The 21,469-nt window shown below is 61.4% G+C and carries 23 protein-coding genes and 1 tRNA gene; 16 read left to right on the forward strand and 8 right to left on the reverse strand.

Annotation, left to right across the window (positions count from 1 at the left end; all coding sequences use genetic code 11):
• Positions 1 to 36 precede the first annotated feature (36 nt).
• Entirely contained in the window at positions 37 to 1,140 is a 1,104-nt protein-coding gene (gene aroC / locus ACP7BZ_RS19025) for a chorismate synthase (protein ID WP_426116033.1), read from the forward strand.
• A gap of 125 nt (positions 1,141 to 1,265) precedes the next feature.
• Here the strand turns inward: aroC and ACP7BZ_RS19030 are convergent, their stop codons facing one another.
• A complete protein-coding gene (locus tag ACP7BZ_RS19030) occupies positions 1,266 to 2,804 on the reverse strand; it encodes an HDOD domain-containing protein (protein ID WP_426116035.1) in 1,539 nt (512 codons plus the stop codon).
• On the reverse strand, positions 2,801 to 4,582 hold the full coding sequence (locus ACP7BZ_RS19035) for an EAL domain-containing protein (protein ID WP_426116037.1): 1,782 nt from the start codon (positions 4,580 to 4,582) through the stop codon (positions 2,801 to 2,803). The genes ACP7BZ_RS19030 and ACP7BZ_RS19035 overlap by 4 nt, the downstream gene beginning before the upstream one ends.
• Before the next feature lie 465 nt (positions 4,583 to 5,047).
• On the opposite strand from ACP7BZ_RS19035, the gene ACP7BZ_RS19040 reads away from it, so the two are divergent.
• From ACP7BZ_RS19040 to ACP7BZ_RS19055, 4 genes are all read left to right on the forward strand, one after another.
• Positions 5,048 to 6,766, forward strand: coding sequence for an isovaleryl-CoA dehydrogenase (locus tag ACP7BZ_RS19040; protein WP_426116039.1), 1,719 nt, complete (start codon positions 5,048 to 5,050; stop codon positions 6,764 to 6,766).
• Positions 6,767 to 6,933: 167 nt separating this feature from the next.
• A complete protein-coding gene (gene upp, locus ACP7BZ_RS19045) occupies positions 6,934 to 7,584 on the forward strand; it encodes a uracil phosphoribosyltransferase (RefSeq protein ID WP_426116041.1) in 651 nt (216 codons plus the stop codon).
• Positions 7,585 to 8,022 (forward strand): Hpt domain-containing protein, encoded by a 438-nt coding sequence (locus ACP7BZ_RS19050; RefSeq protein ID WP_426116043.1) that lies wholly within the window; start codon positions 7,585 to 7,587, stop codon positions 8,020 to 8,022.
• Between the two features lie 261 nt (positions 8,023 to 8,283).
• Entirely contained in the window at positions 8,284 to 8,487 is a 204-nt protein-coding gene (locus ACP7BZ_RS19055; protein ID WP_426116045.1) for a cold-shock protein, read from the forward strand.
• 87 nt (positions 8,488 to 8,574) lie between these two features.
• Here the strand turns inward: ACP7BZ_RS19055 and ACP7BZ_RS19060 are convergent, their stop codons facing one another.
• Complete coding sequence (locus tag ACP7BZ_RS19060) at positions 8,575 to 9,486, reverse strand: LysR family transcriptional regulator (protein WP_426116047.1); 912 nt, start codon at positions 9,484 to 9,486, stop codon at positions 8,575 to 8,577.
• A 223-nt stretch (positions 9,487 to 9,709) separates the two neighbouring features.
• On the opposite strand from ACP7BZ_RS19060, the gene aceB reads away from it, so the two are divergent.
• Entirely contained in the window at positions 9,710 to 11,299 is a 1,590-nt protein-coding gene (gene aceB / locus ACP7BZ_RS19065) for a malate synthase A (RefSeq protein ID WP_426116049.1), read from the forward strand.
• A 110-nt stretch (positions 11,300 to 11,409) separates the two neighbouring features.
• On the opposite strand, the gene ACP7BZ_RS19070 is transcribed toward aceB, so the two are convergent.
• Positions 11,410 to 12,057: a 2-hydroxychromene-2-carboxylate isomerase gene (locus ACP7BZ_RS19070; RefSeq protein ID WP_426116051.1), complete on the reverse strand. Its 648-nt coding sequence runs from the start codon at positions 12,055 to 12,057 to the stop codon at positions 11,410 to 11,412.
• Positions 12,057 to 12,857, reverse strand: a complete 801-nt coding sequence (gene gloB / locus ACP7BZ_RS19075; RefSeq protein ID WP_426116053.1) for a hydroxyacylglutathione hydrolase — start codon at positions 12,855 to 12,857, stop codon at positions 12,057 to 12,059. Before gloB ends, ACP7BZ_RS19070 begins: the two co-directional genes overlap by 1 nt.
• Positions 12,858 to 13,113: 256 nt before the next feature.
• On the opposite strand from gloB, the gene ACP7BZ_RS19080 reads away from it, so the two are divergent.
• From ACP7BZ_RS19080 to ACP7BZ_RS19100, 5 genes are all read left to right on the forward strand, one after another.
• On the forward strand, positions 13,114 to 13,887 hold the full coding sequence (locus tag ACP7BZ_RS19080; protein WP_426116055.1) for a class I SAM-dependent methyltransferase: 774 nt from the start codon (positions 13,114 to 13,116) through the stop codon (positions 13,885 to 13,887).
• Positions 13,888 to 13,915: 28 nt separating this feature from the next.
• Positions 13,916 to 14,356 (forward strand): ribonuclease HI, encoded by a 441-nt coding sequence (gene rnhA, locus ACP7BZ_RS19085; protein WP_426116057.1) that lies wholly within the window; start codon positions 13,916 to 13,918, stop codon positions 14,354 to 14,356.
• A 47-nt stretch (positions 14,357 to 14,403) separates the two neighbouring features.
• Positions 14,404 to 15,114: a DNA polymerase III subunit epsilon gene (gene dnaQ / locus ACP7BZ_RS19090; RefSeq protein ID WP_426116059.1), complete on the forward strand. Its 711-nt coding sequence runs from the start codon at positions 14,404 to 14,406 to the stop codon at positions 15,112 to 15,114.
• A gap of 64 nt (positions 15,115 to 15,178) precedes the next feature.
• Positions 15,179 to 15,253 (forward strand) — tRNA-Val (locus ACP7BZ_RS19095).
• A gap of 297 nt (positions 15,254 to 15,550) precedes the next feature.
• Positions 15,551 to 15,898: a hypothetical protein gene (locus ACP7BZ_RS19100; RefSeq protein WP_426116113.1), complete on the forward strand. Its 348-nt coding sequence runs from the start codon at positions 15,551 to 15,553 to the stop codon at positions 15,896 to 15,898.
• On the opposite strand, the gene ACP7BZ_RS19105 is transcribed toward ACP7BZ_RS19100, so the two are convergent.
• Both ACP7BZ_RS19105 and ACP7BZ_RS19110 read right to left on the reverse strand, forming a co-directional pair.
• Entirely contained in the window at positions 15,840 to 16,082 is a 243-nt protein-coding gene (locus ACP7BZ_RS19105; protein ID WP_426116061.1) for a helix-turn-helix transcriptional regulator, read from the reverse strand. The two genes, ACP7BZ_RS19100 and ACP7BZ_RS19105, sit on opposite strands and share 59 nt — an antisense overlap.
• A gap of 82 nt (positions 16,083 to 16,164) precedes the next feature.
• Positions 16,165 to 16,539 carry a hypothetical protein gene (locus ACP7BZ_RS19110; protein WP_426116063.1) on the reverse strand — a complete coding sequence of 125 codons (375 nt, stop codon included), beginning with the start codon at positions 16,537 to 16,539 and terminating at the stop codon, positions 16,165 to 16,167.
• A gap of 376 nt (positions 16,540 to 16,915) precedes the next feature.
• Here ACP7BZ_RS19110 and kleE point away from each other — a divergent pair, with 376 nt between their 5' ends.
• Together kleE and ACP7BZ_RS19120 are read left to right on the forward strand one after the other, a co-directional pair.
• Positions 16,916 to 17,251 (forward strand): KleE stable inheritance protein, encoded by a 336-nt coding sequence (gene kleE / locus ACP7BZ_RS19115; protein WP_426116065.1) that lies wholly within the window; start codon positions 16,916 to 16,918, stop codon positions 17,249 to 17,251.
• On the forward strand, positions 17,248 to 18,171 hold the full coding sequence (locus ACP7BZ_RS19120) for a ParB/RepB/Spo0J family partition protein (RefSeq protein WP_426116067.1): 924 nt from the start codon (positions 17,248 to 17,250) through the stop codon (positions 18,169 to 18,171). Before kleE ends, ACP7BZ_RS19120 begins: the two co-directional genes overlap by 4 nt.
• Before the next feature lie 112 nt (positions 18,172 to 18,283).
• On the opposite strand, the gene ACP7BZ_RS19125 is transcribed toward ACP7BZ_RS19120, so the two are convergent.
• Positions 18,284 to 19,105, reverse strand: a complete 822-nt coding sequence (locus ACP7BZ_RS19125) for a DNA-binding protein (RefSeq protein ID WP_426116069.1) — start codon at positions 19,103 to 19,105, stop codon at positions 18,284 to 18,286.
• Positions 19,106 to 19,484: 379 nt separating this feature from the next.
• Between ACP7BZ_RS19125 and ACP7BZ_RS19130 the strand changes: the two genes are divergently transcribed.
• The 3 genes from ACP7BZ_RS19130 (at position 19,485) to trbC (ending at position 21,468) form a co-directional block, all read left to right on the forward strand.
• Entirely contained in the window at positions 19,485 to 19,850 is a 366-nt protein-coding gene (locus ACP7BZ_RS19130; RefSeq protein ID WP_426116111.1) for a transcriptional regulator, read from the forward strand.
• 216 nt (positions 19,851 to 20,066) lie between these two features.
• Positions 20,067 to 21,029 carry a P-type conjugative transfer ATPase TrbB gene (gene trbB / locus ACP7BZ_RS19135; protein WP_426116071.1) on the forward strand — a complete coding sequence of 321 codons (963 nt, stop codon included), beginning with the start codon at positions 20,067 to 20,069 and terminating at the stop codon, positions 21,027 to 21,029.
• 10 nt (positions 21,030 to 21,039) lie between these two features.
• The gene (gene trbC / locus ACP7BZ_RS19140) at positions 21,040 to 21,468 is read left to right on the forward strand and encodes a conjugal transfer system pilin TrbC (protein ID WP_426116073.1); all 429 of its coding nucleotides are present in this window, start codon (positions 21,040 to 21,042) and stop codon (positions 21,466 to 21,468) included.
• Position 21,469: the final 1 nt, after the last annotated feature.

Genomic DNA, 21,469 nt, shown 5'->3' on the forward strand with positions numbered 1-21,469 from the left:
GTAAAATGGGGCATCAACCATTTTCGACCGCTCCCCATGTCCGGCAATTCTTTTGGCAAGTTGTTTGTTATTTCTACCTTCGGCGAGTCGCATGGCGCCGCCATCGGCTGCGTCATCGATGGCTGTCCGCCCGGGCTGGCGCTGTCCGAGGCGGACATCCAGCCCGAACTCGACCGCAGAAAGCCGGGCACCTCGCGCCACGTCACCCAGCGCCAGGAATCTGATACGGTGCAGATCCTGTCGGGCGTCTACCAGGGCGTCACCACCGGCACCCCGATTGCGCTGCTGATCCCCAACGAAGACCAGCGCAGTAAGGATTACGGCAACATCGCCGACAGTTTCCGTCCCGGTCACGCCGACTATACCTACTGGCACAAGTATGGCGTGCGCGATCCGCGCGGCGGCGGGCGCTCGTCGGCGCGACTGACCGCGCCGGTGGTGGGGGCGGCGGCGATCGCCAAAAAATGGCTCAAGCAGCAGTACGGCACCGAATTGATGGGCTGCATGAGCCAGCTGGGCGACATCGTCGTGCCGTTCGACGGCTGGCAGCATGTGGGCGACAACCCGTTCTTTGCCGCCAGCGGCGACGCTGCGCTGATCGCCCGCATGGAGGCGGCGATGGACGAACTGCGCCGCGCCGGCGACTCGATCGGTGCGCGCATCGACGTCGTCGCCCGCAATGTGCCGGTGGGACTGGGCCAGCCGATCTACGACAAGCTCGATGCCGACATCGCCTACGCCATGATGGGTATCAATGCCGTCAAAGGAGTGGAGATCGGTGCCGGCTTTCGCTCGGTGGCGCAAAAGGGTTCCGAGCACGGCGACGAGCTGACCCCGGCCGGCTTTGTTGGCAATAACGCTGGCGGCATGCTGGGCGGGATTTCGACGGGCCAGGACATCACCGTGTCGATCGCCATCAAGCCGACCTCGTCGATTCGCACCGCGCGCCGCTCGATCGACAAGGATGGCACGCCGGTGCTGGTGGAAACCTTCGGCCGTCACGATCCGTGCGTGGGGATCCGTGCGACGCCGATCGCCGAGGCGATGCTGGCGCTGGTGTTGATGGATCACGCGCTGATGCACCGCGCCCAGTGTGGCGATGTGCGGGTTGCTACCCCCGACATTGCCCGCGCGAGTTAGACGGAAATTAGACGGAAATTAGACGGAAATTAGACGGAAATTAGATCGAAGTGAGACGGCAGTTAGACGCAACTTCGACGCAACTTCGACGCAACTTCGACGCAGCCTGAAGTTCAGCGGCAGCCTTAATTGAGCTGGTTCTTGGCCGCCACCAGCTCGATCTGGCGGCGGCGGTCGACGCAGCGGGCCACCAGCGCCCGCACATTGTTGAGCAGGCCGAATTCGGTTTCGTTGAGGGCGATGTCGGGATAGCTGGCGTCCCAGTCGCCATAAATAAAACCGACCGGCTTGCCATCGCTGCACACCGGCAGGATGACAAAGCTGCTCGCTTCGCGCAGCGAGTCTTTCCACCACAGGGGCAGCTTGGCGGCGAACTTGGGATCGCGGGCGTTTTCGATAAAGATCACGCGGTCGTTCGACAGCGCCGCATGAAAGACGTTCGCTTCGTAACGGTCATCGAACTGCATCAGCGGCAGCAGCTCGCGCACGCCGGCGCCGAAGCCCATCTTGGCAACGTAGCGTTGTTCGCGCGGGCTGCGCATGAAGGCGCAGGCGCGCGAAAAACTCAGGCCCTGGTAGACCGTCTCGAGCGCCATCGACATCATCTGGCCGGGTGTGGCGGCGTTGACGAAGTCGCGCATGTCGGCCACGCCGGCGCCCAGCACCTTGTGGCCGGCGTCGCGCCGGCGGCTTGACGCCAGGCTGCGCGCGCGCCGCTCGGCCGGCTTGGAAAGGGGGGCGATGGTCAGATCGGTGCTGGCGGCGATTTTTGCTTTTTCGATCGATAGCAGCAGGACCTCGGGCGCCAGCCCCAGCATGGCGGAAAAGCCGTGCACCAGGTCGTTGACCTTTTGCAGGCCTGCTGCGTCGTCGTGCCACAGCGCCTCGGCGCATTGCGACGACATGGTCGACACCGCCGACAGCCAGTCGGCATCATGGAGCTTCTGGTCGCTGCTGCCGGCACCGATGCGCCGCATGCCGCCGATCAGATTGGCGGGCAAGCCCCAGTTTTCGGCGGCGGCGCGGCCGATCTGTTCGATCGTCAGTCCCAGCACCGGCAGCGCGGCGGCGTCCTCATCGCCATCGTCCATGCCAGCTGTGCCAGCGAGCGCGCCCATGCGCTGCCACGCTTCCGGCATATAGAACGCCACCATCATCCGGCCTAGCGCATGGAGCATCGAACAGACCACCGCTTCCTCGGGCGCTGGCACCGCCGCGCCGAGCGCCACCTGGTGCGCCACCATGCCTGATAACACCGCTTTTTCCATCTCGATGTGGGCGCCGGTGGGGTCGTCGATATTGCTCGACAATTCCTCGACCAGTTTCAAGCCCATTGCCAAGTGGCCGATCGCCTCGGTGCCGATCACCATGATGGCGCGGGTGACCGTGTTGATGCTCTGGCCAAAGGCCGAATACATGCTGCTGTTGGCCAGCCGCAGTACTTTCTGGGTCAACACCGGATCGGTCAGCATCGTCTGCGCCATGTCGAAGTCGTCTTCATCTTCGCCGCGCACGGCGCCGAGGATGGCGGCGATGGTGCGCGCAAAGCCGGGCATGTCGCCCTGCCGACGCACGCGCTCCCACAGCAGCTTGAGGGTGGCACTGCCATCGGCACACGATGGCGCGCGCGCGCCAGTTGGTAATAGCTGCGGCGTTTGCATCATGGCGCCTCCTTGTGCGCATCGTTGGCGTCGATCGACGCACTGGCGGCCGCGGCGGCGGACGTCTGCGGCAGGAAGGCCGCGTACATATCTTCCTTCAGCGCTGCCATCGCCACCGCCGCTGTCATCGGTTTGCCGGTGAGGTAGCCCTGGATGTACTGGCAGCCGCGCTCTTCAAGAAAGGCCAGCTGTTCCTCCGTTTCCACCCCTTCAGCCACCACCGACAGCTGCAGGTGCTTGGCCAGGTCGAGCACGGCGTTGCAGATGGCGGCATCTTTGGTCGACGCCGGCAAGTCCTTGACGAAGGCGCGGTCGATCTTCAGCACGGAAATGGGAAAGCGTTTGAGGTAAGCCAGCGATGAATAGCCGGTGCCGAAATCGTCGATGGCGATGCGGGCGTGCCGTTCGGCCATGCGGGTGAGGATGGTTTCGGCGTGGGCCGGATCGATCATCAGGGTTCCTTCGGTAATTTCCAGCACCAGCTGCTCGCCGCGCAGGCCGGAAAACGCCAGTGCGTCGTCTAGCACGGCGAGAAATTTATCGTTGCGGAACTGGCGTGGGCTGATGTTGACGGAGATGTACAGCGCGCGCCTGGCGACCTGCTCGAACTGCTTGAGCTGGACGCAGGCCGCTTTCAGCGCCCAGGCGCCCAGCAGATTGATCAAGCCGTTGGTTTCAGCGATGGGAATGAAGCGCGCCGGCGGCACCATGCCCAGGGTTGGGTGCTTCCAGCGCATCAGCGTCTCGAAGCCCTGGATCTGGCGGCTGACGGTGTCGACGATGGGCTGGTAGTACAGCTGGAATTCGCCTTCGCGCACGGCGCGGAACATCGCCGCTTCCAGCGAAATGTCGTGCAGCGGCGGGCCGGCCTGGCGCTCGCTGTAGACCACGCAGCGCGATTTGCCGGTCTCCTTGGCATGCGACATGGCAGCGTCGGCCAGCGCCACCAGCCGCACTTCGTCTTCCGCATGCTGGGGGTAGATCGCCACCCCGATCGAGGCGCCGATGTACACGGTGTGATGGTCGATCTCGAATGGCGCCTGGAGGGTGGCCAGCAGGCGCCCGGTGACGAGCTTGATCTGCGCTTCCGTATGGGTGCCGGGCAGCACGGCGACGAACTCGTCGCCACCGACGCGCGCCAGGGTATCGCTGTCGCGCAGCGTCTTGCGCAGGCGCTCGGCGGCCATGCGCAGCACGGCGTCGCCGGCCGGCAGCCCGAGACCGTCATTGATCTTTTTGAAGGCGTCGAGGCCGATGGTGGCGACCGAAAAATCCTGGCCCGCGCGGCGCGCATGCGAGATGACCATGCGGATGCGGTCCGACAGCAGCAGGCGGTTGGGCAGATCGGTCAGGGTATCGTGGGTAGCCATGTGGCGCAGATGCGCCTCGGTGGCCTGCTGGGCGGAAATGTCGCGGCCGACCACCAGCAGCAGCGGCAGCGCCTGACCGGCCCCGCCAGCGAGGCGCTGCAGGCGTAATTCGTGGCAGGGGGTGGCGCCCTCGGCTTGCAGGTGCACGCACACGATCACCTGGTCAGGGGCGTCGACGGCGGCGCTGATCGCATCTTCCAGCGCCTGCTGGTCGCCATCGATGGTCAGGGTGGGCAGGGCCAGGCCATTGAGTGGACGGCTGCTGCCGAACAGGCGCTGCGCGCGCTGGCTGGCGTGGACGATGCGGCCGCCTGCATCGATGCGGAACACCGCATCGCCGGCCACTTCCATGAGCTCATCGAGCGCATCGGGCAGGTTGGCTTGCGGCATCAAAGGTAACGTGGAACGCATCGCAGGTTCGTGCTTTCAGACGGTGGACGACAAATAACAAAAAACGACGGAAAGTTACGACCAATCTCGGCGGCAATTTGCCGCGGACAACAGTTATGATAACAACAAATAATTACCAAGGATAATCACAACGGCGTCTTGCAAAATCTCAATCCTGCGGAACGGTGTGCGTTCATTAGATAAAATAATATGAAATGTATCACCTAAAAATGCTTCAGCGCATCAAAATCGAAAATAATTGCCCCAAAGCACCTAGTTTTGAGCCTGCGCAGTTGTTTATCGTCCGATTTGGGCGGCGCCGCGGGTGCCACTCCAGCTAGAAAGTGGTGAAAAGACAACAGGTAAATCCGTGGCGGTACAGCGCCATCCGCCAGCGCAAATTGCTCAGCTTGCCAATTCGACAGCGCCGCGCCACACTCGGCTGGTTGATTGCCAAAGATTCCCGCTGATTGCCGTGGAGGGCACATGTTGCCGTTTGACACCCACGAGGTTTTTAATCAGGCGCCGCCGTTCGCCGACGTCAACCTGTTTACCTGTGACAGCGCGCTGCGCGAGGCTGTGACGCGTGAGGGGGCGGGCTGGGCGGGCGCGGCGCTGACGGCGCTCGGTGCCGAACTGGGCAGCGCAGAGGTGCTGGATCTGGGACGCCAGGCGAATGTCCATCCACCGCGGCTGCACAGTGTCGACCGCGCCGGCCGGCGCATCGATGCCATCGAATTTCACCCGGCCTGGCACCGCTTGATGACGCTGATGATCGCGGCGGGCGTGCAGGCGTCGCCATGGCAGCAGCCGGGGCCGGGTGCGCAGGTGGCGCGGGCGGCTGCCTTCATGCTGTTTGGCCAGGTCGAGAACGGCATTCAGTGTCCCGTCACCATGAGCTACGCGGCGGTGCCGGCACTGGCGCGCGCGGGCGCCGTGGCGCCGGCGCTGGCCGCCGCCTGGCTGCCGAAGATCTTGTCGCGCCAGTACGATCCGCGGCCCTTGCCGGTCGCGCAAAAGCGCGGCGTCCTCATTGGCATGGGCATGACCGAAAAGCAGGGCGGCAGCGATGTGCGGGCCAACACCACGGTCGCCACCGTGGGCGCGGACGGCGCCGCGGGGGCATGGCAGATCGTCGGCCATAAATGGTTTTTTTCGGCGCCCCAGGCCGACGCCCACCTGGTGCTGGCGCAGGTGGCCGATCACGGTCTGACCTGCTTCTTGCTGCCCCGTTTTCTCGACGACGGCAGCCATAACGCCATCCGCGTGCAGCGCCTGAAGGACAAGCTGGGCAACCGCTCGAATGCCTCGGCCGAAGTAGAATTTACGGGCGCCAGCGGATTTCTGGTGGGACGGCCCGGGCGCGGCCTTGCCACCATTCTCGACATGGTGGGACACACGCGGCTCGATTGCGTGCTCGGCAGCGGGTCGATCATGCGTGCGGCGCTGGCGCATGCGCTGCACCATGCGCGCGGGCGCGCCGTGTTTGGCCGCCTGCTTGCCACGCAAGCGCTGATGCAAAATGTGCTGGCCGACCTCGCGCTCGAATCGGAAGCGGCCACCGCCTTCGCGCTGCGGCTGGCGCGCTGCTTCGATAGCGCAGGCGAGCAGGGCGACAGCAGCGACGCCCTGCTGGCGCGGGTGCTCACGCCCGCCGGCAAGTACTGGATTTGCAAGCGGGCGCCGGCCGTGTGCGCCGAAGCCATGGAGGTGATGGGCGGCAACGGCTACGTCGAAGACGGGCCACTGGCGCGGCTGTACCGCGAGGCGCCCGTCAATTCGATCTGGGAAGGCTCTGGCAACGTCATGTGCCTTGACGTGTTACGCGCGTTCGCCCGCACACCGGCGGCGCTCGATGCGCTGGCAGCCGAACTGGCGCTGCCGCCTGGCGCCCCGGAACTGGCGACGGTGACGCCTCACTATGCGCGCTACGCCGCAGCGCTGCTCGGCGATCTGCGCAACGGCGCTGGTGGCGAGGCCGCGCAGTACGGTGCGCGCCGGCTGGCGGAACGGATCGTGCTGGCGGTACAGGCGGGCTTGCTGCTGCGGCACGCCCCGGCTTTTGTTGCCGGCGCCTTTGTCACCTCGCGCCTTGGCGAGGGCGCTGAAGGCGGCAACGTCGGTGGCGCTTTCGGGCGTCTGCCGCCGGGCATCGATTGCGCCGCCATTCTGGCGCGCGCACTGGCTGACGGCATAACTATATAAGGAGCGAAGCAAGCGCGACGGTGCGCCGATATTTCTTTGCCAAATTCCGCACAAGCTCGGCGAGGACTGGGATAATGCGCGGACCGCTGTGGTAACAGTTCAATTCACAGCTGTATTCACATCAAACAAGTAACCGTCGACCATCGACCCAGGACAGAATGCGCTCCATGAACCAAGACTCACGCTTTCCCAATCTCTTCATCCTTAACCATCCGCTGATTCAACACAAGCTGTCGCACATGCGCGAGCGCGACACCTCGACCCGCACCTTCCGCGAGTTGCTTAAGGAAATCACGCTGTTGATGGGGTACGAGATCACCCGTGACCTGCCGCTGACCACCCGCAGCATCGAAACGCCGCTGGTGACGATCGACGCTCCCGTCATCGCTGGCAAGAAGCTGGCCATCGTCCCCATCCTGCGTGCCGGTATCGGCATGAGCGATGGCTTGCTCGAACTGGTGCCGTCGGCGCGGGTGGGGCACATCGGCGTGTTCCGCGATCCCGTCACCCACTTGCCGGTGGAATACATGGTGCGCTTGCCGGACACGGCCGACCGTATTTTCATCTTGTGCGACCCGATGGTCGCTACCGGCAACTCGGCAGTGCACGCGGTTGACGTCCTCAAAAAACGCGGTGTCGGCGACGAACAGATCATTTTCCTGGCGCTGGTGGCGGCGCCTGAAGGCGTGCAAGTATTTCAAAACGCCCATCCGGGCGTCAAACTCTATGTCGCCTCGCTCGACTCGCATTTGAACGATCACGACTACATCGTGCCAGGACTGGGCGACGCCGGCGACCGCATTTTCGGCACCAAGTAAGTGACGCAGCCAAAACAGGGTGCGCTGCTGGAGACGGCTGGCGACGGCGCCGCAGTGGCGCCGCCGGTCGACGAGGCGTTTTTCGAACGGCTGCGGGCGATGAGCGACAAGTTTGCCGCCGGCGTGCCTGGCTCGATCGTCCGCCTGCAGGCGCTGGCCGTCCAGTTCGATGCTGCGCAGCCGGCAGCGGCGCTGGCCGAAGAGTTGCGTCGCGTCTTGCACACGATCGCCGGCTCGGCCGCCACCTTCGGCTATCGCACGTTTGGTACCCAGGCCCGGGTGCTCGAGCAGCGCCTGCGGGTGCTGCAGGCATTTGAGCAGGTCGGTGCGGCCGAGTGGCGCAGCTGGCTGCACAGTCTCGAACACTATTTGCAATGGGCGCGCGTGGATGCACGAGCTGACAATTTCCCCACCGAGAATGGTCAAGAAAACATTTGATCTAGCGCAAACTCAGCATCGGTAAGTCCACCTATATTGACCCATGCCGCTGCTGAATTGGACGGGAAAAAGTTGAAGTTTGGAATTTTCAAGCTCCGTTGTACTTTAATTTTGCAGAACCCGTGTTTTTTGTGGTTTATTCGGTATAATACGGGATCGTTGGATTCGAGGTAGTAGTGCAGTCTGTCTGTCATTTCTTTCTTGCTTCTTCAAACGATCTAAACGGGCGCAAGCCCAACTTAACTGAAATAGGAAATTGTAATGGCAACTGGCATCGTAAAATGGTTCAATGATTCGAAGGGTTTTGGCTTTATCACTCCTGATGAAGGCGGCGAAGATCTGTTCGCTCACTTCTCGGCGATTCAGTCGAACGGCTTCAAATCGCTGCAAGAGAACCAGCGCGTCTCTTTCGAAGTTACCGCCGGCCCTAAAGGCAAGCAAGCTTCGAACATTCAGGCTATCTAATTAGTACCTGAAGCAACGAACAAAAATCCTCGGTTTCCGGGGATTTTTTTTCGCCTGCGTTTTCGTCAGGCGCCTCGGCCAGACCTTTCAGGCCTGCTCTGGACGCCAGTAGTCGCTCTGATTGTACGTGTGGCGCAAAAAATCGACGAATGCCCGTATGCGCAGCGGCAAGTGACGGCGCTGGGCGAACATCGCATAGATATCATTGCCGGGCGCGGCATACTGATCGAGTACGCTACGCAAGCGGCCCGCCCGCAATTCCGGCCCGACTTCCCACATCGAACGCCAGGCCAGCCCCTTGCCGGCCAGGGCCCAGTCGTGCAGCACTTCGCCGTCGTTGCACTGCATATTGCCGCCCACCTTGACGGTGACGGCTTTGCCATTGTCGAGAAAGGTCCAGCCGCGCTGGCTGCCTTCGCGGCTGATGACCAGGCAGTTGTGGCGCGCCAGGTCATCGAGTGCAAGCGGAGTGCCGTGGCGCTTGAAGTAGGCCGGTGAGCCGACCAGCACGCGCTGGTTATCGGCCAGCTTGACCCCCACCAGGCTCGAATCGGACAGGCTGGCGATGCGGATGGCCACATCGACCCCTTCACCGATCACATCGACCAGGCGGTCGTTCAGATTGAGGTTGATGGTGACGTCGCGGTGCTCGGCCAGAAAGCTGGGCAACAGGGGCGCCACGTGCTGGCGGCCGAAGCCGGCCGGCGCCGACACCAGCAGGTGTCCGCTGGCACGCGCGCTGCGCTCGGCCACCGCTGACTCGGCTTCTTCGAGTTCGGCAAGGATGCGCTGGCAGTCTTCCAGGAAGGCGGCGCCCTCATTGGTCAATGCCAGCCGCCGCGTGGTGCGCTGCAACAGTTTGACCCCCAGGCGGGCTTCCAGCGCGTCCAGCCGGCGGCCGATCATGGCCGGCGCAATGCCCTCGGCGCGCGCGGCGGCCGACAGGCTGCCGCGCGCGACCACTTCGACGAAGGTAGAAATCTGGCGGAATTGTCCCATAGGGTGGCGTCTCGTTTCGCATGGTGAATCTGTGACTAAAATGCACAGATGAATATATAAATTGTCTCGTTTGGCGCATGTTTAGTGAATATACTGCAGTTCACAAGCTGAGCCAACGGCCGCAGAGAGCCGAGTACCGGCACACTTGGTGCAGTGCCGCAGTGGTCCCGCCAAACGGACAGCGGCAGGCGCGTAGCACACCACACAATCACAGGAGCGAAACATGAGTATTAGCACCCCAGCCGGCATGGACATCAACGGCACCATCGAACCGGGCTTCGAACACATTCTCACGGCCGACGCCCTGGCACTGGTGGCCAAGCTGTCGCGCGCCTTCGAGCCGCGCCGCCAGGAACTGCTGGCCATGCGCGTCGCGCTGGCCGCCCGCCTCGATGCCGGCGAGCGTCTCGATTTTCTGCCAGAGACCGCCAGCATTCGCGCCGGCGACTGGAAAATCGCGCCGATTCCCGATGCGCTGCAATGCCGCCGCGTGGAAATTACCGGTCCAACCGACCGCAAGATGGTCATCAACGCCTTCAATTCGGGCGCCGATGCCTACATGACCGACTTCGAAGATTCGCAGACGCCGAACTGGCACAACCAGATCGACGGCCAGATCAATTTGATGGAGGCGATCCGCGGCACCATCACCCTCGAGCAGAAGGGCAAGTCGTATAAGCTCAATGACAAGATCGCCACCCTGATCGTGCGCCCGCGCGGCTGGCACCTCGATGAAAAGCACGTGCTGGTCGACGGCAAGCGCGTCTCTGGCGGCATTCTGGATTTTGCCCTGTTTATGTTCCACAACGCCAAGGAACAGCTGGCGCGGGGCGCCGGTCCGTATTTCTACCTGCCGAAAATCGAATCGCATCTGGAAGCGCGCCTGTGGAACGATATTTTCGTCATGACCCAGACCGAGCTGGGCCTGCCACAGGGCACCATCAAGGCGACCGTGTTGATCGAAACCATCAATGCCGCTTTTGAGATGGATGAAATCCTCTACGAACTGCGCGAGCACAGCGCCGGCTTGAACGCTGGCCGCTGGGACTATATCTTCTCGTGCATCAAGAAATTCAAGCTCGACAAAGACTTTTGCCTGGCCGACCGCCCGAAAGTGACGATGACGGCGCCGTTCATGCGCTCGTACGCCTTGCTGCTGCTGAAAACCTGCCACCACCGCGGTGCGCAGGCGATGGGCGGCATGGCGGCCCTGATCCCGATCAAGAACGATCCGGAAAAGAACGACATCGCCATGGGCGGCGTGCGCGTCGACAAGGCCCGTGATGCCACCGACGGCTATGACGGCGGCTGGGTGGCCCACCCGGGGCTGGTGCAGCTGGCGATGGATGAATTCGTCAAGGTGCTGGGCGAGCGTCCCAACCAGGTCGACAAGCAGCGAATGGATGTCGAAGTGACGGCCGCCCAGCTGCTCGACTTCAAGCCAGAAGCGCCGATCACGGAAGCTGGCCTGCGTTACAACATCAACGTCGGCATCCACTACCTGGGCAGCTGGTTGACCGGCAATGGTTGCGTGCCAATTCACAATCTGATGGAAGACGCCGCCACCGCCGAAATCAGCCGCTCGCAAGTGTGGCAGTGGATTCGTTCGAGCAAAGGTGTGCTGGAAGATGGCCGCAAGGTTACCGCTGAGATGGTGCGCTCCATGATTCCTGAAGAGCTGGCCAAAGTGAAAGTCGATGCGCCGAACGGCGACAATCCGAGCTATGTGCGGGCAGCATCGATTTTTGAGACGATGGCCACGTCCGACAAGTTTGAAGAGTTCTTGACCTTGCCCCTGTACGAAGAAATCTAAGGCAGGCAGGCGTTCGCTGCTACCAGTGTGGAACAGGCACCTTTCGGTGCCTGTTCCAGTTGCACTTGCCGAACGGCACTACAAGAATACCGTTGATGGCTCAGCGCATCTCAGCGCTCAGCCAGCGGCGGCCGCGCCAGTATCGCCGCCAGCGCTGCCTCGTCAATGCGCGCCCCCTGCATATAGCGCAGCAGCGAATGGACGCGATCGGCGCCCCAGAACAGGTCACCATCGACCTTAAAGGTGGGGACGCCAAACACGCCATCCCTGATCGCCTGCTCGGTATCTGACGCCAGCTGCACCTTGATGCCAGCCTGGCGCGCCTGCGCCTCGAGCGCGTCGCCGTCCAGTGCGCAGTCGGCAGCAATGCGTTTGAGCACGGCAATATCGCTGACATCGTCGCCCTGTTCCCAGCACGCATCCATCAGTGCCAGTGCAAAGCGACGGCGCGCGCCCGGTTCGGTCAGCGCCAGGCTCATGCGCAATGCCTGCAGGGGATTGAAAGGATGGCCCGGCGGTCCCCGGAACGGCAGGCCGGCGCGGGTCGCTTCGCGCATAACATCCCGAAAGATATAGCGGCGCTTGGCCTCGATTTCGGCCGGCCCCTTCTGGCCGTGCGCATTGAGCAGGCCAGCGAACAGCACCGGCTGAAAGGCAATTTCTCCGCCGATTTGCTCGATGCGAGGCAATGCCTTGCTGGCCAGCCACGCGTACGGGCTGACCGGATCAAAATAAAAGGTGACGCGGATTGCACCCATCAGAAACTGTTCTTCCACTCGCGCAGCGCCGTGAAGCTCGCCAGCGGGGCCGCGCCCGGCGGCAGCTTGCCGGCCGCCATCAGGCTGGCGACAATTGCCGGCTCGGTATAGCGCAGGAAGGGATTGGTGGCTTTTTCCAGCGCGATGGTCGACGGCACCGTGGCGATGCCTGCTGCGCGCTTGGCGCTGTCGCTGCGGATGCGCGCCTGCAGCGCAGGGCTGGCGGCCTCGACGGCATCGGCGAAGCGCAGGTTGGCCAGGGTGTATTCATGGGCGCAATAAACCAGGGTGGCGTCTGGCAGCGCTGCCAGCTTGGCCAGCGAGCTGGCCATTTGCTGCGGCGTGCCTTCGAAGATGCGGCCGCAGCCGCCCGCGAACAGGGTGTCGCCGCAGAACAGCCAGGGCGTGGCGGTAGCCTCGCTGACATAGGCGATGTGACCGCGCGTGTGGCCGGGCACATCGATGACGCGCAGCTGCAGGCCGATACCGGGCACGCTGATGACATCAGCTTCGCCGAGCGGCACGCTGACGGTGGCGATGCCATCGTTGCGCGGGCCGAGCACCGCAACCTGCGCATGGGCCAGCAGGGCCGGCACGCCGCCGCTATGGTCAGCATGATGGTGGGTGAGTAAAATGGCGGCAAGGCGCAGGCCCAGGCGATCGAGCGCGGCGAGGATAGGGGCGGCATCGCCCGGGTCGACCACGGCGGCATCGACGCCATCGTGGATCAGCCACAGGTAGTTGTCCTTGAAAGCAGGGACGGCAAGCACGGTCAAGGGGTGGCGGGTGGTATCGGTCATGGCTTCGGGGGCGGGGACGCCAGTGAAAGAGTCATTAAAACGCTGAATTAAAATGCGTCACTAAAATAGGTCACTAAAATAGGTCACTGAAACATGTAACTACGATGCGTCAGTAAAGACCATGGACGGACTTGCGGCGCTTGCCCGCCGGTATGCATAATGACTTCTGCAATGACAGCAGTTGCGCACGCATGGCATTTGTCGAAACAGCCGCACTTTTACGGTCGCACTTTTAAAACACGGGCTTCGAACCAGCATGGACAGCGCAAGCTCACAACAATCCATTATAGCCCTCGACAGTTGGCTGCAATCACCGGCTGGCGCCTACGTGCGCGCCTACGAGCAGCGCTGCCTTGATGAGTTGACTGCGGACATCTTTGGGTATAACGCCCTGCAGATCGGCCTGCCGCAAATTGATGCGCTCGCTGCCAGCCGGATGCCAAATAAATGGCGCTCGGCCACCCGCACCTCCAGTGCCGAGCAACTGGCGCTGTCGGTCGACGCCCGCCAGATTGCCGTTGCCCTTGATTTTGCCGAATTGCCATTCGCTTCGCACAGCCTGGACCTGGTGGTGATGCCGCACGTGCTCGAGTTTGCCGCCGAACCGCACCAGGTGCTGCGCGAGGTCGAGCGCGTGCTGATTCCGGAGGGGCAACTGATTATTTGCGGCTTCAATCCGGCCAGCCTGTGGGGCGCGCGCCAGGCGACGGGGCGGCTGATGCACCGCCCATATTTGCCGGAAGCGGGCGAATTCATTTCTATGCCGCGCATGAAAGACTGGTTAAAATTGCTTAATCTGGGCGTCAGTCGCAGTCATGTCGGCTGTTACGCGCCGCCATGCCGTAGCGCAAAGTGGCTGCAGCGCTTCGCTTTTCTCGAAGACGCCGGTCAGCGTGGCTGGCCCTACTTCGGTGCCGTCTACATCGTGCACGCCATCAAACGGGTCAAGGGTGGCACCATCATCGGATCGGCGTGGAGCCGGCGCAGTGCTGGTGCGCCCAAGGCGGTGCCGGCAACCAATCGCGAATAATCCATCTTTTTGAAAGACCAGCAGCAGCATGAGCAAAGTAGAGATTTTTACCGATGGCGCCTGCAAGGGCAATCCCGGCACCGGCGGCTGGGGCGCTTTGCTGGTGGCGGATGGCCACGAAAAAGAAATTTTCGGCGGCGAACTGAACACCACCAATAACCGCATGGAATTGCAGGCTGTAATCGAGGCGCTGGGCATCCTGACGCGGCCCTGTGACGTCGTGCTGCACACCGACAGCCAATACGTGCAAAAGGGCATCTCGGAGTGGATTCACGGCTGGAAAAAACGGGGCTGGAAGACGGCGGCCGAGGAGCCCGTCAAAAACGAAGACTTGTGGAAAGCGCTGGACGCCGCCCAGGCCGAACACAAGGTCGACTGGCGCTGGGTGCGCGGCCACAACGGCCACCCCGGCAACGAACGCGCCGACGTGCTGGCCAACCGCGGTGTCGACACCGTGCGCCGCGCCTGAGCGCGCCTAATGTAGCAACTGAGTAATTAAGCGGATCGAAACATACCATGCGTCAAATCGTACTCGATACTGAAACCACGGGACTCAATCCACGCACCGGTGACCGCGTCATCGAAGTGGGGTGTGTCGAACTGAACAACCGCATGTTAACCGGTAACAATTTTCACCGTTACATCAATCCGGAGCGTGATTCGGAAGAGGGTGCACTGGCGGTGCACGGCCTGACCACAGAATTTTTGCGCGACAAGCCGAAATTTGCCGACATTGCCGAGGAGTTGCGCGAGTACATCCGCGGCGCCGAGGTGATCATTCACAATGCGCCGTTCGACCTCGGCTTCCTCAACAACGAATTCAAACTGCTGGGTCTGCCCAGCTTCACCGAACACACCGCGAGCGTGATCGACACCCTGGTGCAAGCCAAAGAGCTACACCCCGGCAAACGCAATTCGCTCGATGCGCTGTGCGACCGCTATGGCGTCTCGAATTCGCACCGCAAGCTGCATGGCGCCTTGCTCGACGCCGAGTTGCTGGCGGATGTTTACCTGTCGATGACGCGCGGACAAAATTCGCTGTCGATGTACATGGAAGAAGAAGTCGCGGTCGGCGGCGCACTGCTCGAGGCGGTGGCGCTGGCGCCGATCATGGTGCTGGCCGCCAGCGCCAGCGAGACAGCCGAACATGAAGCACTGCTGGCCGGGTTGGACAAGGCCGTCAAGGGGCCGTGTGTCTGGCACGCGTACGCGGCCGCTCCTGTCTAAAACGGTCGATTCACCTTAAGGCTTGGCAATTATGCCTGCGGTATGCGATAATTCGGTTCGCTTCGGGAGGTTAGCTCAGGGGTAGAGCACTGCATTCACACTGCAGGGGTCGGCAGTTCGAAACTGCCACTTCCCACCAGGAATACGTTTTAAATCAATGGCTTACACTGATGAGGTGTAGGCCATTTTTTTGAGTATGAAAAAAGTATGAAAAACAGTGCGGGACGTCAGCGGACGAGCCCGGACATTCTTGGTCCGTCGAGGTGCGCGGCGCCACATGGCCATAAATCGATGTCGCTGATTGCTTGTGGACGTCCCCGCTGAGCGGAGGACGGCAGGACGCGAGCACCGCGTGCCGCTAGCGGGGCCAGCTCCCGTGATAATGAAAAGTGCGGATCAAGCGAAGTCGCTGATGTTTCGAGGGCGCAGCGGCGGTATGCTCGCCGATATGTCGCTCACTGCAGTGCTATGCCGCATGGACTATGGAAGCGTCACGTTGCGCGGCTTCCGCTCGACCTTCCGAGACTGGTGTCCAGAGTTCGCATCGAATGCGTTTTCGCGACAAATGTGCGAACACGCTCTGGCGCATAAATTGCCGGACAAGGTCGAGTCGGCGTATCGCCGGGGCGACTTGCTGGACCAGCGCCGCAAGCTGATGGCCGCCTGGGCCGAATATCTGGGTGGTACGAAGTCGGTCCCTAACGCAGGCGCTGGCCAGCCTGCCTTCACGCACGCCGGCTGGCGTGGATACGGTCGTTCACCCAGTGCTGGACTTCCTGCCTGATCCAGGCGCTGGGCCGGCCATTCAATTTTACCGGCGCGGGAAACGTACCACTCTTGATGGCTTCATAAATGCAGCTGCGGGACATTGCGCAAATGGCGATGACGGTGGGCAGGCGAATGAGGACGGGGTCGTTGATTGCAGGGGTACTCCTGCGGTCGACTCCTGAGCGGGGCATGGTTTGCATGGTGACGAAGTCCTGATTATTTGAACTGGTCTGCTCTGGCTCGGTTGTACGCCAAGGATGGAGCACTTGGCGTTCGTGGATTCTAGAAGCTCGCCTTGCCGGACCGACGCGGAATAAACCGGGGGATATCGAGTGCAGCAGCAAGTGGAGAGCGTGACTTCTGGATCGCTTCAAGAAAGCGGGGCAGGGCGCGCATGCCGATGGTCTGGCGCGCAGCGCGGCGAGTGGGCATGTCGGCGCTGGAAGTCGGGCACACGCGAGACATGTCGGCCGCCAGCAGTATTGCCAGCGAATAGCCCTCGCCGTCGGACTGCACCAGGTAGGCGCCGCCGGTGCCCGAGTCGATGGCGTCACTGATGGCGTTACGCAAGTGGAGCAGCGCCATCTGGTCGCCGACGATGGCGCCCACGTTGTCGAACCGCGTTGGTGCAAAGATGTGCAACATGTTCTCGCTCATTTTTTCCTCCCATGGATTTGTCGAGACTGGTTTCGGTATGTCGAAAGCCATGTGATCAGTATCTGGTCGGCCCTCCCGCTCAGCAAGCCAAACCCATCGTTGATATCGAATCGATCAAACGCGGCCGCTGGACCACTCGGGCAGGGTTTTGGTGGCTGAAACTGCGCGTCCCGATCGATGATTTTGCATGGCGTCTGTCCCCTCCCGCGAATCCACGCATCAGATGCTTGATTGCTTCGCAATCCGCCGTTTTAGCCGCTAAAAATATCAGCTCGTTTGTCTTTGATCAAACCGCCAGAAATCGGGATTGTCATGCTGGCAGTTGAGAGCGCGAATGTTTGGTCTGCGTTGCATTCCCGGCGACAGGAGCTTCCTGATGGCGCAAGTGATCAAATTCCCAAAGCCCCGTTCCGATAAATCGTCGGACAATCCGCCGCCGGTGGCCGTTACGTCGACGCGCATGCCATATCGGCGGCCATCGTTGCCGCGCCGCGTTCGTCATGGACTATGGGTTGGCCTGTGGGTTCTCGTGGTGCTCACATGGCCCGTTTGGCGCTGGTTGGCCGTGTTCGATCTGTTCATTCAATCCGTCAGGACGATGTATTACTGGCATACGCCCTCGATGCACCCCGGCCTGGTGTTGCTGATGCATGTTCTTGCGATTGCTGCTCTGGCGGCCTTCTTGCTGTGCGAGCCGAAAGATATGAAATGAGCGAAAAGCGTTTCAGTTCGACTCGCCACTCAGGTCCCCTCGACATCGACATTGGTCTGATCGACGAGGATCCGCAACAGCCCCGCACTGCAGACAACCCGGGCTTTTCCGCAACCAGTTTGAACGAGCTGGCAGCGTCGATTCGCCTCCGTGGCGTGAAGACCCCCATTTCCGTTCGCGACAATCCCCGCTCGCCAGGGCGATACATCATTAACCATGGCGCACGCCGTTATCGCAGCGCCCGGTTAGTAGGTAATTTGACGATCCCCGGCTTTGTTGACAACGACTACAACGAAGCCGACCAGGTAATCGAAAACCTGCAGCGCAACGCGCTGACCCCGCGTGAGGTGGCCAATTTTATCGGCCGCGAACTTGCCAAAGGCCTCAAAAAAGGCGAGATCGCCCACGCCATTAGCAAGTCGCCTGCATTCGTGACCCAGCATGCCAACCTGCTCGATTTACCAGACGTCATCGCCACCGCGTTCAATTCGGGCCGTGCCAGGGACGTGACAGTAGTGAACGAACTGCTCATCGCCCATAAAAAACACGCAGACGAAGTAGGGGCGTGGTTGCGTGACGAGAGCCAGGAAATTACTCGCGGGTCGGTCAAGCAGTTGCGCCAATTCCTGGCTGACGTCGCGCAGGGTGGCCTCGATGCCAGCGCAGATTTTGTGGAAGAGGTCGAGGATGTCAACGAAGCGGAAACCGCCCCGTCGGCGCAGGTGCGTGATCGCGCGGAAGTGCCATCCCGCATCAGGACGCCGGTGCTTCAAGTGCGCCATCTAAATCGCAGCGCCCGGCTGCTTCTGCATCGGCTGCCGTCAGCGCAGGGGATGGCGTGGTGTCGCTATGATGATGCGGGCGATGAGCGGGAAATCTTGCTCGCTGAAGTCACTCTCGTGGCTTTGCTCGACAACTGAAGTACTTGCTCATCGCCGCTTGTAAAGCGCAACGGCAGGGCACTGCTGCCTGGTACGTCAGCATCAGCGATTTGTTCTCTCCATTTCACGAATATCCGCCAACTGGCACCGGCTATTTCGAACCATGATTTACCGGAAGTTTTTTCGGACGTTCTGATGGCACGACTGAGGCGGCATCGAGCTTGCCGCGTAAAACGCCATTGGCTTCACGTGCTTCGCACAAAGCAACGTGTGCGGATTTTTCATTGAGCTCCGCTTTCTCAAGCTGCCGTACGAAATCGTTGTGCAACGCGTTCAGCGTTGACTCGTGGGAACGCCGCTCATCACTGGCTTCTTTGCGCAGATCGGTGACGGTTGCGTGGGCACGGTCGAGCTCATGGCGCAAGTCGTCAGCGCGCGTTTCGATTGCTGCAGCTTTGACCAGCGCCTGGTCAGCCATCGCCTGCGACAACGCCAAGGCGCGCGAGGTCTCATCGTGTTTCGCCTGCAGGCGAGCGAGCGCTTCGTTTAGCCGCGAAATCTCCAGCGTTAGTTGTGTTTTTTCGCTGTGAGCCGCTTCCAGTTCGGCTGCCTGGACCTCAAAGGCGTTCGCCATCTGTACCGCCATTGTGTTTACCTCTTCGCGCTCCTTGTCCCAGCCTGCTTGTGCCAGGCGTAGCGATTCGCCCGCGTGGGCAAGCGCTTCGGACCAGAGTGCCGCCATCGCCAGGCTGGTTGACTGCTGAATTTTTTCCGGCATTTGAACGGCCGGCACCTGGCCAGGGCCGGCTTGCGAACGGCGCCAGGCTCGCATGCCGGTGCTCGCATCGTTCATGTTGACTTTCGCGCGCTTGCGTACCGCATCGACCGTCGGAAATGAAGCCCGCTCATTTTCAGCGTAGAGCGCGTCCGCCGCCTGCCAAATACGTGCTTGCACTTCTGCCCCGGATTCCATCATCGCCTCCTTATCAAGTGATAAGAATAAGAATAGGCGCACTTGCCTTACTGATTTTGACACGTATCAAACGGATAATGATAAGAAGAATAGCAATATTATTACCGCTGTTTTGGACGCTCCCGTTTCCTTGCTGCCGCCGTCAGAAATGGAGTAATGTTGTCGCGAGCAGGCGTTGTGGTGCCACATGGGGAAGGGCGGATTTACGCCTACGATGAAATTTCGGATTTGCGGTTTGACCGCGCGGCACTGTCACAGTGAACGAGCATGCACTGTGGGCCAGATTTCCGGTCCCGTCAGGATATCGACAAAAAAAGATGGCTTGGCTAAATCTTAGCGGCTAAAATAAATTATCCAAATGTCAACCAACTCGCTCGCCTTGCACAATCAGATATTCTTCACCAATGTCCTGCGCCTGCTCGATGAGCAGCACATGACCAAGAGCGAGCTTGCCGACCAGGCAGGGATATCCGTGTCGTTCCTGTCGGACCTCACCAATGGCAAGGCAAACCCCTCGCTCAAGATCATGGACGCCATCGCCAGGGCCCTGAACACAGCATTGCCGGCACTGCTGGAAATGACCGACCTCGATCAGGAAACGCTGGACATGCTTGCAGGCGGAACTGCACTCAAGAGTTTGCCGGATGGCTACGTTCGGGTAACGGCTGTGCTGACCCCATTCCAGGCGTTTAATGTCAAGCAGTGGGATCAGGAAAATCGCAAGAAGCTCGGCAAGAAGCGATAGGCATTCCCAGCGTATTGCGGGCTCGCCTGGCTCACGGCAGGCAACGACGCTTTCCAGATCACGCCTGTTGTATCCACCCACGCTGCAAGCGTTCTCCCCGATTGATCACGCTCAAATCCTGATGCATAAGGCGTAATTTTTCTGCAAAGTTTGATTTATTCGTAATTTCGGTATATCCGTAGCCCGTAAATTAACTCCGTTAACGCGGAGGTAACGATGGTGGATTACGAGACAGACGCAACCGACAGCGTCATCCGGGCGAAGAAAAAAATCGAGCGCGACATGGGGCCGCTCCTGGTGGCGGCTCTGCATGATCCCCGTACCGTCGAGCTATTGCTCAACGCCGATGGCCGCCTTTGGCTCGAACGCCTTGGAGAGCCGATGAAGTGCATCGGCTCGCTGCGGCCGGCGCAGGGCGAAGCCATCATCCGCACGGTCGCCAGCTGCCTCGGTAAAACGGTCACGGCGCTCGTGCCCATCGTCGAGGGCGAATTACCGCTCGACGGCTCGCGCTTTGCCGGCCAGTTGTCGCCCATCGTCGCCGCGCCGACCTTTGCGATCCGCAAAAAGGCGATCGCCATCTTCACCCTTGAACAGTACGTGGAAGCGAAGATCATGTCCCGCAGCCACTACGACGCCATCAAGGTTGCGGTGGCGAACCACCGCAACATCCTCGTCAGCGGCGGCACCGGCTCCGGCAAGACGACGCTGGTCAACGCCATCATCAACGAAATGGTGCTGTGCAATCCCATCGAGCGGGTCTGCATCATCGAGGATACCGGCGAGATCCAGTGCGCCGCCGAGAACTATGTCCAATACCACACGACGCTTGAAGTGCCGATGACGGCGCTGCTCAAGGTCATCTTGCGCATGCGGCCCGACCGCATCCTGGTCGGCGAAGTGCGCGGCGCCGAAGCGCTCGATCTGCTCGACGCCTGGAACACCGGCCATGAAGGGGGCGCGGCCACACTGCACGCCAACACCCCGTATACAGCCCTGACTCGCCTGAAGTCGCTCATCAGCCGTAACGAAGCGGCGCCCTCTGACATTGAACCGCTCATCGGCGAGGCGGTTCAACTGGTTGTCCATATCGCCCGCGTCCCCGATGGCCGCCGCGTCCAGGAAGTTGTCGAAATTTCCGGGTACGAGGATGGCCGTTATCTCACCCATTCCATCTAGGAGCTTTCTTATGCACACACCACTGTATGCCCATCAAGATGCAGTCAACCGTTCCCGCGTGTTTTTCGCCTGCGCGGCAATCCTGTTCGCCTTCATGCTGTTCGCGCCACACCACGCCTTCGCCGCCGAGGGCACGGGCGGCTCGCTCCCCTACGAATCCTGGCTCACCAACTTGCGTAACTCCGTCACCGGGCCGGTCGCTTTTGCCCTGTCGATCATGGGCATCGTGATCGCCGGCGGCGTGCTCATTTTCGGCGGCGACCTCAATGGCTTTTTTCGCTCCCTGATTTTCCTGGTGCTGGTGATGGCCATGCTGGTGGGCGCGCAAAACATGATGAGCACCTTCTTTGGCCGCGGCGCAGAAATCGCCAGCCTGGGCGACGCCGCAGTAACGCAGCTGCGCCTGGTGGCCATGGCCACGGTTGGCCGGGCAGGGTAGT

It is taken from the genome of Massilia sp. PWRC2 (genome assembly GCF_049896725.1).
Classification (GTDB): Bacteria; Pseudomonadota; Gammaproteobacteria; order Burkholderiales; family Burkholderiaceae_D; genus JAFCUW01.

Excerpts from the sequence above, each read along its gene's own strand:
- ACP7BZ_RS19080 (WP_426116055.1), top strand. The coding sequence starts at position 13,114 with ATGGACAGCGCAAGCTCACAACAATCCATTATAGCCCTCGACAGTTGG.
- ACP7BZ_RS19035 (WP_426116037.1), bottom strand. The coding sequence starts at position 4,582 with ATGCGTTCCACGTTACCTTTGATGCCGCAAGCCAACCTGCCCGATGCG.
- ACP7BZ_RS19100 (WP_426116113.1), top strand. The coding sequence starts at position 15,551 with ATGCTCGCCGATATGTCGCTCACTGCAGTGCTATGCCGCATGGACTAT.
- trbB (WP_426116071.1), top strand. The coding sequence starts at position 20,067 with ATGGTGGATTACGAGACAGACGCAACCGACAGCGTCATCCGGGCGAAG.
- dnaQ (WP_426116059.1), top strand. The coding sequence starts at position 14,404 with ATGCGTCAAATCGTACTCGATACTGAAACCACGGGACTCAATCCACGC.
- ACP7BZ_RS19055 (WP_426116045.1), top strand. The coding sequence starts at position 8,284 with ATGGCAACTGGCATCGTAAAATGGTTCAATGATTCGAAGGGTTTTGGC.
- ACP7BZ_RS19060 (WP_426116047.1), bottom strand. The coding sequence starts at position 9,486 with ATGGGACAATTCCGCCAGATTTCTACCTTCGTCGAAGTGGTCGCGCGC.
- ACP7BZ_RS19120 (WP_426116067.1), top strand. The coding sequence starts at position 17,248 with ATGAGCGAAAAGCGTTTCAGTTCGACTCGCCACTCAGGTCCCCTCGAC.
- ACP7BZ_RS19040 (WP_426116039.1), top strand. The coding sequence starts at position 5,048 with ATGTTGCCGTTTGACACCCACGAGGTTTTTAATCAGGCGCCGCCGTTC.
- trbC (WP_426116073.1), top strand. The coding sequence starts at position 21,040 with ATGCACACACCACTGTATGCCCATCAAGATGCAGTCAACCGTTCCCGC.
- aroC (WP_426116033.1), top strand. The coding sequence starts at position 37 with ATGTCCGGCAATTCTTTTGGCAAGTTGTTTGTTATTTCTACCTTCGGC.
- upp (WP_426116041.1), top strand. The coding sequence starts at position 6,934 with ATGAACCAAGACTCACGCTTTCCCAATCTCTTCATCCTTAACCATCCG.
- aceB (WP_426116049.1), top strand. The coding sequence starts at position 9,710 with ATGAGTATTAGCACCCCAGCCGGCATGGACATCAACGGCACCATCGAA.
- ACP7BZ_RS19070 (WP_426116051.1), bottom strand. The coding sequence starts at position 12,057 with ATGGGTGCAATCCGCGTCACCTTTTATTTTGATCCGGTCAGCCCGTAC.
- gloB (WP_426116053.1), bottom strand. The coding sequence starts at position 12,857 with ATGACCGATACCACCCGCCACCCCTTGACCGTGCTTGCCGTCCCTGCT.
- rnhA (WP_426116057.1), top strand. The coding sequence starts at position 13,916 with ATGAGCAAAGTAGAGATTTTTACCGATGGCGCCTGCAAGGGCAATCCC.
- kleE (WP_426116065.1), top strand. The coding sequence starts at position 16,916 with ATGGCGCAAGTGATCAAATTCCCAAAGCCCCGTTCCGATAAATCGTCG.
- ACP7BZ_RS19105 (WP_426116061.1), bottom strand. The coding sequence starts at position 16,082 with ATGCAAACCATGCCCCGCTCAGGAGTCGACCGCAGGAGTACCCCTGCA.
- ACP7BZ_RS19110 (WP_426116063.1), bottom strand. The coding sequence starts at position 16,539 with ATGAGCGAGAACATGTTGCACATCTTTGCACCAACGCGGTTCGACAAC.
- ACP7BZ_RS19030 (WP_426116035.1), bottom strand. The coding sequence starts at position 2,804 with ATGATGCAAACGCCGCAGCTATTACCAACTGGCGCGCGCGCGCCATCG.
- ACP7BZ_RS19125 (WP_426116069.1), bottom strand. The coding sequence starts at position 19,105 with ATGGAATCCGGGGCAGAAGTGCAAGCACGTATTTGGCAGGCGGCGGAC.